The organism is Methylorubrum extorquens (assembly GCF_024169925.1).
Lineage (GTDB): Bacteria > Pseudomonadota > Alphaproteobacteria > Rhizobiales > Beijerinckiaceae > Methylobacterium > Methylobacterium extorquens_A.
Genome location: NZ_JALJXF010000001.1, coordinates 3,640,376 through 3,652,090, shown reverse-complemented (window position 1 = coordinate 3,652,090; position 11,715 = coordinate 3,640,376). Strand labels below are relative to the sequence as shown.

At 67.5% G+C, this 11,715-nt stretch carries 10 protein-coding genes (1 of these 10 running past the window's edge); 8 read left to right on the top strand and 2 right to left on the bottom strand.

What is annotated here, in order from left to right; genetic code table 11:
* Window positions 1-2: 2 nt before the first annotated feature.
* Entirely contained in the window at window positions 3-299 is a 297-nt protein-coding gene (locus J2W78_RS17020; RefSeq protein ID WP_003606160.1) for a DUF3467 domain-containing protein, read from the bottom strand.
* A 362-nt stretch (window positions 300-661) separates the two neighbouring features.
* On the opposite strand from J2W78_RS17020, the gene J2W78_RS17015 reads away from it, so the two are divergent.
* The 5 genes from J2W78_RS17015 to J2W78_RS16995 are packed head-to-tail and all read left to right on the top strand — an operon-like array spanning window position 662 to window position 6,639.
* Complete coding sequence (locus J2W78_RS17015; protein ID WP_253372377.1) at window positions 662-1,738, top strand: methyltransferase; 1,077 nt, start codon at window positions 662-664, stop codon at window positions 1,736-1,738.
* Entirely contained in the window at window positions 1,735-2,394 is a 660-nt protein-coding gene (locus J2W78_RS17010) for a uridine kinase (RefSeq protein WP_253372376.1), read from the top strand. Before J2W78_RS17015 ends, J2W78_RS17010 begins: the two co-directional genes overlap by 4 nt.
* Before the next feature lie 29 nt (window positions 2,395-2,423).
* Window positions 2,424-4,817 (top strand): tryptophan 7-halogenase, encoded by a 2,394-nt coding sequence (locus tag J2W78_RS17005; protein WP_253372375.1) that lies wholly within the window; start codon window positions 2,424-2,426, stop codon window positions 4,815-4,817.
* Window positions 4,814-5,689, top strand: a complete 876-nt coding sequence (locus J2W78_RS17000) for a hypothetical protein (RefSeq protein ID WP_253372373.1) — start codon at window positions 4,814-4,816, stop codon at window positions 5,687-5,689. The genes J2W78_RS17005 and J2W78_RS17000 overlap by 4 nt, the downstream gene beginning before the upstream one ends.
* A gap of 17 nt (window positions 5,690-5,706) precedes the next feature.
* Window positions 5,707-6,639, top strand: a complete 933-nt coding sequence (locus tag J2W78_RS16995; RefSeq protein WP_253372371.1) for a radical SAM protein — start codon at window positions 5,707-5,709, stop codon at window positions 6,637-6,639.
* 96 nt (window positions 6,640-6,735) lie between these two features.
* On the opposite strand, the gene J2W78_RS16990 is transcribed toward J2W78_RS16995, so the two are convergent.
* On the bottom strand, window positions 6,736-7,740 hold the full coding sequence (locus J2W78_RS16990) for a helix-turn-helix domain-containing protein (protein ID WP_253372370.1): 1,005 nt from the start codon (window positions 7,738-7,740) through the stop codon (window positions 6,736-6,738).
* Between the two features lie 608 nt (window positions 7,741-8,348).
* Between J2W78_RS16990 and J2W78_RS16985 the strand changes: the two genes are divergently transcribed.
* From J2W78_RS16985 to J2W78_RS16975, 3 genes are all read left to right on the top strand, one after another.
* A complete protein-coding gene (locus J2W78_RS16985) occupies window positions 8,349-8,591 on the top strand; it encodes a hypothetical protein (RefSeq protein ID WP_253372368.1) in 243 nt (80 codons plus the stop codon).
* Window positions 8,588-9,388, top strand: a complete 801-nt coding sequence (locus tag J2W78_RS16980) for a SapC family protein (protein ID WP_253372366.1) — start codon at window positions 8,588-8,590, stop codon at window positions 9,386-9,388. The genes J2W78_RS16985 and J2W78_RS16980 overlap by 4 nt, the downstream gene beginning before the upstream one ends.
* Before the next feature lie 175 nt (window positions 9,389-9,563).
* Window positions 9,564-11,715 carry the 5' portion of an LEPR-XLL domain-containing protein gene (locus tag J2W78_RS16975; protein WP_301288599.1) on the top strand. Its footprint extends 46,727 nt past the window's final position, so only the first 2,152 of its 48,879 coding nucleotides appear in the window; its start codon is at window positions 9,564-9,566; the stop codon falls past the right edge of the window.

Here is an 11,715-nt window from a genome sequence, read left to right as displayed (position 1 = left end):
GGTCAGGCGTCGAGGTCGAGGCGCCCGTGCCGGTTCTCGTACTCGGTCAGCACGCCGCCGAGGACGGAGTGGAGGCGCTTGGCCGCGAGCGGCGTGAGGATCACGCGGTTCGAGAGATCGACCACCACGCTCTCGGTCTCGGCGAGGTTCCAGGTCCGGTTGGTGCCGAAGAACAGGTCCACCTGCTCGCGGGTGCCCTGCACGTTCACGACGTTGGCGAACTGTGTCGACATGCTGTCTTCACGCCATTCGATCGCACGCACCTGATCGGCGGCACCGGGCTTGCTGCTCTCGCTCACGACTGCTCCCTCATCTGCGCGCATCACCGCGCGGTGTTACCTCGGGCTCCTCGACATCACCGCCGGGCCGATGCCAGGCTGGATCGCGAAGCCTAAGTCCTCGTCAAGACATTGCACGAATAAAGCCGTCGTTGAACGACGGCTCGCCTTGCGAACCCAGCGAAACCAAGTCGCCTTGCATTTATGGCACACAGGGCGATAGGAGCTATTGCACGGTTTGTGCGATTCGATCACGAATGGAATGTGGCGGCGGCAATGGCCACGAAGAAAAATGCGTTGATCCAGCGTCTCAATTCAAGGCCTCCTTCATGCCGGAGGTTTGACCGGGTCTCGCGCCGCAGCCTGAGCTTGGCTTCACGCTGATGCCGGATGGGGGAGCGCGCGAGATCTCGGCGCCGGAGGTGCCGGGCGCCGGCTTTCCGCGCGTGGACCGCTTCCTCGAAAGCGAGGCCGCCGCGCACGCCCTCGGCTTTGCCTTCACATCGGGGTTGATCGACCGGCTCGCCCGCCGGGCGGACACCGCCACGGCGGGGCTGGCCGACGAGTTTCGGCTCGAGCGGCCGCAACTTGCGTGCCTGACCGGTCTCCTGGTCGGCGCCGGTATCGCGACCGAGCCCGAACCGGGCCGGATCGGACTGAGCGACGCCTTCCGCGCCGTGCTGCCCTGCCGCGACCTCATCGAGGCGAAGCTCGCCTTTGCCGCCGCCGCGTCCGAGGATCTGCGCCGGCACTTCCCCGCCTTCGTCGCCGACCTGCCGGCCTTCATGGCGGCCGCGCGCACCTTCGAGCTGTTCCGCTACGACCGCTGTTTCGAGATCACGCCGGACAACCTCGACGCCACCCGGCGCTGGGTCGCCTACACCACCTGCCTGACCCGCTACGAGGCCGGGCCGGGCCTCGACCGGATCGAGCCCGGCCGGCATCGGCGCCTGCTCGATCTCGGCGGCAATAGCGGCGAGTTCGCCGCCCAGGCCTGCCGCCGTGCCCCGAACCTGACCGCGACGGTGTTCGACCTGCCGGTCGTCTGCGCGCTCGGCCGCGAGAACCTCGCGGACCGGCCGGAAGGCGCCCGCGTCACGTTCCAGGCTGGCGACATGCGGCGCGATCCCCTACCCGAGGGGCACGACCTCGTGACCTTCAAGTCGGTCCTGCACGATTGGCCGGCCGACGAGGCCCGAGCCCTGCTCGAACGCGCCGGGCGCGCACTCGCTCCGGGCGGACGGCTCGTGATCTACGAGCGGGCGCCGATGGCCCTGCGCGAGCGCCCCCTCGGCTACGTCCAATCCGCCGACCTCGTGTTCCAGCCCTTCTTCCGCGAGGCGGATCTCTATACCGGGGCGCTGGCCGCTCTCGGCTTCGTCGATTGCACCGTCCGCCGCCTCGCGCTCGAAACGCCGTTCCACCTGATCGAGGCGCGTAAGCCCGGCGGTGCGCGGTGAGCGCGCCCTTCGTCCTCGCCGTCAGCGGACCGCCGGGCAGCGGCAAGACCACCCTGTCCCGCGCCCTGTCGGAGTGCTTCGGCGGCGCGCCCGTGCTCGCCTACGACGCCTACGAGGAAATCACCGGCTGGCCGCCGGAGCGGGTGGCGGCGTGGCTCGCGGGCGGCGCACCCCTCGACGCGGTGCCTGTGCCGGGGCTCACCGAGGATCTGGCCCGGCTGCGGCGCGGCGAGCCGGTGCCGGACCGGGAGCGCGGCGGCACGCTGCGCCTCTCGCGACGCGCGGCGCGGCCCGTGATCGTTCTCGACACCCTGCTCGGCCGGGCCCATCCCGGCACGGGTGCGCAGATCGACCATCTGGTCTGGCTCGACCTGCCCCTGGACGTCGCGCTGGCACGCAAGCTGCTCAGCTTCACCGGGGAGTCAAAGCGCGACCCCTCGGCGGCCCCCGGACTTCTCGAAGCGCTCGACGCCTATCTCGGCCGCTACGACGCCTTGCTGCACCCGACCTACGCGTTGCAGCACGATCGGGTCCGGCCGTCGGCCGACCAGATCCTCGGCGCCGGCACGCTCGCCGGGCACCTCGCCGCCATTCAGTCCGAAATCCAATCCACTCTCCACGCCACCCTCACGGCCGTCCCGACGCCGACGGCGTGAGGGGCGACGCTCGCGGAGCCGACAACTCGATGTTCAGGTCCGAACGCTCCGCGCCTCCGCGCTTGGTCGTCGCCGGCGGCGGCCCCGCCGGCTGGATGGCCGCGCTCTATCTGAAGCGCGTCCTGCGCCGGGCCGGCTGGACGGTCACCCTCGTCGGGTCGGCCCCGGCCGCAGGCGCCTCCGCCGCCCTGGCGACGCGCCCGGCCTTCACCCGCTTCCTCACCGGTTTCGGGATCGACGAGGCGATCTTCATGCGTCGCTGTGCGGCGACCTATCGACTTGCCAGCCGCTACGACGACTGGTTCGCCGAGGGTCAGGGCCACTGGCATCCCTTCGGTGCCTGCGGCCCGCGGATCGCCGGCCGCGACCTATTTCACTACTGGATGAAGCTTCGCCAAGAGAGCACCGACGAGGGCACCGAGGACGAGGCCGGGAGCTACGCCGATTACGCGCCCCAGGCGCTGATGGCGGCCGCAGGGCGCGGGCCCCGCTCGCAAGCGGACCGGTCCTCGCTCACCGAATCCGGCGATTACGGCTATCACCTCGACCGGACCGCCCTCGTCCGTTTCCTGCGCGACTTGGCCCTCTCCGAAGGCGTACGCGGGGTGGCCGGGCGGGTCCGCGAGATCGAGCGCGACCTGTACGGCGATGTCGGGGCCCTCGTTCTCGACGGAGGGCGGAAGGTCGAGGGCGACATCTTCCTCGATTGTACCGGTGCCGCCGCGCAGCTCATCGGCACCGGGCTCGGCGAGGCCTGGGTCGCGGGCAGCGGCCCCGGAGACCGCGTCGCTCGCCTGTCCCTGCCGCGATCGCCCGAGGTGCCGCCCTTCACCGCCTATCGCGGCCGGGCGGAGGGATGGACGGCGTCGCTGCCGCTGGCCGACCGCACGGAGCACCTCTTCGTCTACGACAGCCGGACCACCCCGCCGGATGCGGCGGCGGCCACCTTACGACGCGCCTTCGACGGGGAGGCAGGCATCGTCGATGCGGAACTGCGGCACGGTCGCCGCGCCTCGCCGTGGCAGCGCAACGTCGTCGCCATCGGCGCGGCGGCCGAAGCGGTCGAGCCGCTCCTCGGCTTCGATCTCGATCTCGTCCTGGCCGGACTCGAAACCTTCCTCGCCTACCTGCCGCAGCAGGGGGAGGGCGGTGACGTGCTGCGCCGCGCCTATGCCGCGCGCCTGAACCGCTTCCACGACGATGCGGCCGAGGCGGTGGCCGCGCATTACGTTCTCGGCCGCCGGTCGGAACCGTTCTGGGCGGCGGCCCGCGCGGTGACGATCCCCGACCGGCTCGCCGACCGCCTCGACCTCTATGAGTTGGCCGGGCATGTCGCCTTGAGCGAGGAGGCGCCGTTCAGCGAGGGCGACCATTATCTGCTATTCTCCGGCGCCGATTTTCTGCCGCGTCGGCCCTTCGCTCCGGTCGATGTCGCCGACGGCCGCGAGATCGCCCGACTGCTCGCCAGCATCCGTGCACAGTCGAACCAGATCGCCGAGGCCATGGCCCCGCATGTCCGTCTGATGGACGCGTTGCACGGCCAGGCGCCCGTTGCCGGGCCTTCGGTCCGCATCGCGTCGGCGCCGGTCGGCCCGGCGGCCCTGCGCCGGACGCCGGAGGGCGCCCGTCTCGCCGACCTGGTGGCGGGGCTTGGCCAGCCCTTCGGCTACGAGCGCTCGGTGAAGGCGTCCCCGGCAGGATTGCAGACCGACCGCTTCCTCATGAGCCTGCACCGCGCGAGCCTCGGCCTCACGCCTGAGGCGACGCTCGACCGGCTGGCCGCCGGGCTCGGATTGCCGGAGCGGGAGCGCGCGGAGGTCGCCGGCCTGATCGGCGGGGCGGACATCCTTCATCTCGGCTACGAGGACGGCCCGTCGGGCGCGCTCTACAAGCTCTACGTCGAATGGTCGTCGCGCACCGACGCCGCCTGGACCGGAGTGGACGCGGCGGGGGCGGAGCCAATGCTGGTCCATCGCGCCTACAAGTGGAAGCCCGAGGCAACGCATCCGCCCGTCGTCACCCTCTACCACTGGCCACGGGTGCGCACGCCTGAGGAGATCGAGGCACGGCTGAACCGGATGGCCGGCGAGTGGGGTTCGGCCGGCGCACCCGCGCGCGACACCGCCCAGGCGATCCTGCTGCTGGCGCGGGAGCGGGGGCGCGGCGCGGTCCACTATCTCGAAGCCCGCGAGGAGCCGGGGCTGCGTCTGTCCTACGACCTCAACCTCTATGCCTGCGGCCTGACCGTAGCCGATGCGGAGCCGCTGCTCGGCCAAGCCTTCGTCAGTCTCGGCGTGCCGCGCGAGGCGGCCGCGATGGTCTTGAGAGACAGGCTTCAGGAGACACTGGGGCATGTCGCCGGTGGTGTCGGGCGGGATGGCCAGCCTTTCGTCACCGTCTATTCCGGCATCGCCGGCGGATGACCGGCCTCGATCCCGCCCGTCTGGAACTGACCGCGCCGGGTGACCGCTACGCCGATTACTGCCTGTGGGACTACGAGCCGGTCGGGCCGACGGCGGGACGCCTGCGGCAGGCGAGCCTGCTCTGGCACTCGCTGGCCTGCGCGGGGGCGGATCCCCGGCTGTTCGCGATCTGCGACGCGTTGCGCGACGGCCTCGGGCCCGGCCGCAGTGTCTGGGGCGCCAAGCTGCGGGGCGGCGTCACGACCTGGGAGTTCTATTTCTACGACTATGCCCGGCTGGAGCGCACGGTCTCGATCGAGCGCGTGCTGGCGATCCTGGCGCCGTTCGCGCCCTGCGGCCTGCGCTATGCGGGTGCGCGGCCCTACTTCATGTTCTCGCTCGATCTCGACGACGCCTTGGCCCGGAGCGAGCGGAGCCTCGACCGGCTCAACATCTATGTCGGCAATCCCGGCAGCAGCGTCTCGTCCGGCCTCAGCTACGGGCTCACCGCCGACGGACTCGTGTTCGACAATCTCTACAGCTTCTTCGACGCCGCCCGCGAGCGCGACGCGATTTCGGCCAAGGCCGCCTGCTCGGCCCATTTCGATCTGCCCGGCCTCGATCTCGACGCGATCCTGTGGCCCGAACTGATGCGTTGCGGCGTCGTGGTCGTGGCCAACAAGCGCCTGTGCGACGGCGTCTATTTCTCACGCGTCGGCATCGACGGGCTCATAGCCTTCCTCGACCGGCTCGCCTATCCGCCCGCGATCCGCGAGTTCGTACGTTCGGAGCGGCGGCGCCTGTCGCACCTGCTGTTCGATGTCGGGATCGACTACGCGCTGATCGACGGCAGGCTGACGGTGACGAAGAGCGCGTATTACGGTCTGCTCTGAGGGGCTGGGACGACGCCATGGGACGCTACGACCACGCCGCCTACGTCTCGCTGACGATGGAGTTTCGCTGCAACCTCAAATGCGTCCACTGCATGATCGAGGGCACGATGGACCGGCTCGCGCCGGAATCGGACGCGCATTTCGAGGAGATCCTCGCTCTCAATGCTCGCGAGCGGCGCTGGACCGGCCTGATCCTGACCGGGTCCGAGATCACTCTGCGGCGCGACCTGCCCGAGCTGGCCCGCCGGGCACGGGCGAGCGGCTTCGACCATGTCCGCATCCAGACCCATGGCATGCATCTCGGCCAGCCGAGCTACTGCCGCCGGCTGGTCGAGGCCGGCGTCGACGAGTTCTTCGTCTCCATCGCCGGCAGCGACGCGGCCAGCCACGACGCGCTCACCCTGGTGCCGGGCTCGTTCGAGCGGGCGCTACGCGGTTTGGAGACCCTCGACGCGATGGAGGGCGTCGAGACCCTCACCAACACCGTCGTCACCGAACGGAGCTATCGCCTGCTGCCCGATCTCGTCGCGCGGCTCGGCCATCTCCGGCGCCTGACCCAGATGGAGTTCTGGGTCTACTTCCCCATGTCCGAGCGCGACGAGAAGGGACTCGTCGCCCGCCACGCCGACGTCCTGCCCTATCTGCGCGAGGCGGTCCTGCGCGCCCGCGCGCTCGGACGCGCCGTCGAGGTGAAGAACTTCCCCGAATGCCTGCTCGGCGATCTCGGCAATGCCCTGGTCAACGGCCAGCCCGAACTGCACATCGATCCGGATTTCTGGCGGGAGTTCGAGCGCAACGGCTTCTACCAATGTGCCCACCGGGAGATCTGCACCTCCCGGGAATGCCTCGGCCTGAACACCGCCTATGTCGAGAAGTTCGGGCTCGAAGCCGACTTGGTGCATCCGTTGCCCGCGCCCCGGCGGCAGACCTGGAGCCGGGCTCCGGCTTGAACCGGCGGTTCCGCGTCTCCGGCAAACGCCGCATCGAAACCAGCACCTTTCGCGGTCCGATTATCTCGTGTCGCCAGCCCCCTTCAGGGCAATACGCTATCGGTTCCCGAGCCGGAGCCAACGGTCGTGCAGGACGTCGAGATCGCTCCTCGCATCCTTCTGGGCGAGGGCCACCTGCTCGGCCCGGAACTCGCTCGCGGTGATGCCGAACTGCGCGCGGAAGCTGCGGCTGAAATGAACCTTGCTGCGAAACCCGAAATCGGTCGCGAGCCGGGAGAGGCGGCGCGTTTCCAACGGATCGCTGAGGGCGGCCCTGACCGCCAGGAGCCGCCGTTCCTGCACGGATCGCATGATGCCGCCGTAGGGGGCGAACATCCGGTAGAGGGTCGCGCGCGAGACGCCGATCTCGTGGGCGATCATCTCCGGCGAGAGGTCCGGCGAGGCGAGGTGGGTTCGGATCGTCTGCTCGGCGAGCGCCAGATGCGTGGTGGCGAGCGTCGGCGTCTCGATGATGGCCTCGGCGCGGGAGGGATCGAGCAGCGCGCGCAGGAAGTCGAGCGTCTCCGCCACGACCTCGTCGGCATCCGGTTCTTCGATCAGGGTGCTGCGTTCACGCAGCGCGATCATATGGGCGGCGAGGAGCCGGTTGCGTCCCGCGTCGAGCCGCGGCGGCGGCGGGTTTTCGGCGAGCCCCGGCAGCAGGGCCCGCGGGATGATGAGCGCGATTGTATCCGACGAGGCCGCGAGCGTGTCGACCTCTTGGGCGAGGTCGATGATCGCTACCTGCGAAGACCAGATCGTGGTTTGCCGGCCGCTGATGAGGCCGTTGAAGCCGCCGACGTTGTAGAGATGGAAGAGGATGTGATCCGGCGTGCGGGCGATGAGGTCCCGGTCGCGGCGATAGCTTTGCGCCCCGAACACCACCCGTGCCACCATGATGTCGCCGATGACGGCACCGCTCGCCGAGCCGGTCGGGCTTTGCTGGCCGGGATGGAAGGCCCGCGGTTCGAATAGGGGGCCGACGACGCCTCTCCAGATTTCGGCCGCGGTCTCGTGGGGCAGCCCGGTCGTGAGGTAATCCAGCCGCTGGAGAGAGGTCACGGGACAATCGACTTCCAAAAAACAATCGGAGCGCTTTTCCCATTCAGGCAACGCTTGCCGAAATGCGCGGAAAAGAGGCAACTTTGCAATCACATCGTATTTGGACGAAGTTTATCGACAGAGTTACGATTGATGTTGCAATATATTCCGACTCAGAGCGCGAGTTGCCGCTCACGTCTTTGCAGAATACCGTCGATCGGATGCCGCCGCCGAGGATGCGTACAGCTAAAGTAGCCCGTTGAGGTTTCAAGAGCTGATGTCCTCAGCAGTGACCGCTCAGACGATTGCAGGGGGGATCGGTTGCCGTCGGGTGGCCGGCTGAAATCCGCAATTTGAAAGTATATTATCTTTATAGGCTGCATAACCTATAATGCAAAAATGTATGATTCGACACCAGATCGAAATAATTGCATCAAATTTTAAAAAAATTATTTTCGATTTTGGTGTTTGTCGGATTTTCGAGCGATGCTGTTTGTGTCGATCATCTGCAAATATCATACGCACTGTGCGATGAGGTCTATCGATCGCGAAGCTTCGCTTTACTGACGTGCCGGTTTATCGGATCGCAAGGCCCAGCTTCGTCACCGTGTCGAGCCGGGTACAGCCCTATGACTATTTTCGCGACAACCCCGATCGCGATTGCGTTCAAGGCTCGTGCACCCGAGAATGGATGGCCGGGATTGATCCTCTCGGGTAACGCCGTCGCGGTTGCGCCTGCGAAGTCGGCATCTGAGACGCTGGATCAATCGAAAAAATGGAACCATCCCTCCGCAGCGGGGGGCGGTACTGATATGCAGCAGCAGGCGAAGATGCGGGAATCGCACGAGCGCCGCAATGTGGGGTCGGAATGAGTAAGCAGCTTCTCATCTACGAGCGTGCCGTACCGGTCACCCGGCAGCGTCACGGGTCATGGTCCGTGAAGGCCGGTGCGTCGTTCGACTTCGCGCGCGGCGTCAATTCAGTACCGCTCATGGTCGCTGAGTTTCCGAATTCGGCGGCCGAGTATGCCATCGTGTTCGGCGGTGCTGCCGACGAGATCATTCCGGTGGCGCTCCTCGGCATTCGCGACAACGAGAACCTTTACGTGGCCGAATCCGGTTCGTGGACCGGTTCGTACGTCCCGGCCTTCCTGCGCCGCTACCCGTTCGTGTTTTCCAGCGACAACGCGAACGACGCCGATGCCACCTTCACGCTTTGCGTCGATGAGGATTTCTCGGGCTGCAACGATGAGGGTCGCGGCGAGCGCCTGTTCGACGCCGACGGCGAGCGGACACAATATCTGCAGAACGTCCTGGGCTTCCTCCAGGCCTATCAGGTGCAGTTCCAGCGCACGAAACTGTTCGTGAAGCGCCTGCAGGAGTTCGGGCTCCTGGAGCCGATGCAGGCGCAGTTCACCCTGCGAAGCGGTCAGCGCTCGACGCTGTCCGGTTTCAGCGTGGTCAACCGTGATCGCCTGAAGGCTCTTTCGGCCGAGCAACTCGCCGAGCTCATGCAGGCGGACGAGATGGAGCTGATCTACCTGCATCTGGCTTCGCTGCGGAACCTTGCGCCGATCGCCGAGCGCATCGGTGCCCCGGCCGAGACTGCGCAGGCGGACGAGACCGCCCCGGCTTCTCCGGCCGACTTCGAGACCTCGGGCAACGCCTGATCCCGAAGGGCTCCCGGTCGAGGCCGGGAGACATGAGCCGACGCTCAGCCGCTGAGCGTCGGCCGAAATCTGGAAATAGCGGTGACGATGACCCCGGCGGCTCTCTTGTCCGCCGGGACGCTGTGTCTTTGCGCGCCAGGTCAGGCCGCGCAGGTTCCGGTTGGAGAGAGCGGCAATGGCTTTTCCGTTTAAGTCGGAAGGCTTCTGGGGTCCCCTGTTCCGCCGCCGCGATCGTGCGCGCATGGCCGTGGAGGCACCGCGCCCGTCGCGTCCGTCGAAGCGTCAGCTCGTCCTGCATCTGAAGACGAAGGCCGGAAAGCTCTTCAACCGCGATCGACTGATTTTCGATCCGTTGGAGCCGCGCGTTCTTCTCAACTCGGACATCACCTATCAGATCGGCGCACCGTCCGACGCTGCGACCGTCGAGCATCAGCTTCTCGTCAAGCTGATCCAGCGGGACGAGACCATCAACAGCACCACGAAGACGGTGCAGCGCATTCAGGTGTTCGACTACACGAACGGGACGCAGGGTATAAACCCGCTCCATACGTTCGGTATCATCGATGCGAGTTCAAACCAAGCTTACACGCTTCAAGGGTCGGGCGGCAAAGAGACCATTACGGTCGATGCCGACTCCTTCAAGCTTTTGGGCGATACTCAAAAGCCGATTCTCGCGTTCACCGATCCGACCAATGCCGGGGTGAATCCGAACAACAATTCCGACAACACTATCGCCCTCCTGAACACGCCGACCGGGTCCGCGCAATCAGGCGCCGAGTTCAAGCTGACGGGCGCCAATGCCGGCGAGATCGCGTCGGGGAAATTCGCGGGAAGCTTCTCGAACGTTGCCAATCTCGTCGGTGCCGCTTCGGCCGACGACAAGCTGACGATCGGCGCGAACGGCAGCCTCAGCGGAACGTTCGGCGGCGGCAAGAAGAGTCTTCAACTCGACATCTCGTCGGTCGTGGCGGGAAGCATCGATGCGACGCTGTCCGGCGGCGGAAGCAGCTACACGCTGGCCCGGACCAGCGGCTCCTCGGCGGCGACCTTCGGCAGCCTCGCCTTCACCGCGCCGACGACGAGCCTCGGCGTGATCCTCGGCAGCGGCGACGACACGCTCCACCTGGCCAGCCTGCCGCCGGCACCGTCCTTTACGGTCAGCGGCGGCGCGGGCGCGGACAGAATCGTCTTCGACACCGATCTCTCTGCCGCATCCGGAAATCTCGCCGTCACCTTCAATGGCGGCGCGGGCGACGACAGCATCGCCGTATCGGCCAACCTGAGCGCGCTGGCGGGCGATCTCGGCATCGTCTTCAAGGGCGGCGAGGGTGCCAACACCCTGAGCGTCGCGTCGGGCAAGACACTGTCCGCCAGCGGACAAGTCACCATCGCCGCCGACGCGACCGTGACGCCCATCCTCGCCACGTCCGGCCTCAATCGTTCCGGCAGCGCGAACGCGCGGATGGCCGTCACCGTCAACGACGGGGCCGTGATCCGCGGAACCGGCGTGAAGGTCGCCGTCCGTAGCGACATCGCGATCGCCGATACGGCGCCGGCCGACATCTCGACCATCAGCGTCACCGCCAACGGGCTGGCCGGGATCACGCTCGATGGCACGGTCGATGCGCGGACGGGCGACGCGGAACTGACCACCGACGTCAGCAACATCGTCACGCTGGTCTCGACGCTCAATTCGGAGCTTGCGAGCGTCAAGCCGAACCTGACCAACAGCTCGACGATCGCCGTCGGCTCCAAGGGGGCGGTCAACGGCGGCACGGTGAAGATCGCCGCCAACACGGTGGCCAAGGTCGATGTGAAGGCCATCGGCCTCAATCTGCTCGGCGTCCAGACGATCACCGGCGCTGCGGCCGGAACCTTCGACAAGGTCAAGAGCGCCGTCAAAGGCGAGGGCAGCTTCAGCGATATCTTCACGCCCGTCGAACTCGCTGCCAGGGGCTTGATCAAGTCGGCCGAGACGACGATCAACAACACGACCCAGGTGACGGTCGCGCCGAGCGCGGTGAGCACCGACTCGCGAATCAGGCAGACCGGCGCCGGTACGATTGCCGGCAGCGATCCCGCCGTCGCGCTCCAGATCTCGGCCGACGACAAGACCGATTCGACGATCACGCTCGTGGCGCGGGACGCCGCGTCGGTGCCCGGCCTCCAGTTCGACGACCCGGCCCTGGACGCCGCTGCGAGCGCCGCCGCCAAGGCGGCGGCCGCCGTCAACATCCTCAACCTGTTCGGCCTGACCGGCACGCAGACCGTCACGCGCCTCACCAGCGTCGATCTCGGCGTGCCGGCCGCCGGAAGCCTCCCGGCCA

Coding starts and splice junctions, on each gene's coding strand:
- J2W78_RS16980 (WP_253372366.1), top strand. CDS start 8,588: ATGAGTAAGCAGCTTCTCATCTACGAGCGTGCCGTACCGGTCACCCGG.
- J2W78_RS16985 (WP_253372368.1), top strand. CDS start 8,349: ATGACTATTTTCGCGACAACCCCGATCGCGATTGCGTTCAAGGCTCGT.
- J2W78_RS17000 (WP_253372373.1), top strand. CDS start 4,814: ATGACCGGCCTCGATCCCGCCCGTCTGGAACTGACCGCGCCGGGTGAC.
- J2W78_RS17005 (WP_253372375.1), top strand. CDS start 2,424: ATGTTCAGGTCCGAACGCTCCGCGCCTCCGCGCTTGGTCGTCGCCGGC.
- J2W78_RS17015 (WP_253372377.1), top strand. CDS start 662: ATGCCGGATGGGGGAGCGCGCGAGATCTCGGCGCCGGAGGTGCCGGGC.
- J2W78_RS16995 (WP_253372371.1), top strand. CDS start 5,707: ATGGGACGCTACGACCACGCCGCCTACGTCTCGCTGACGATGGAGTTT.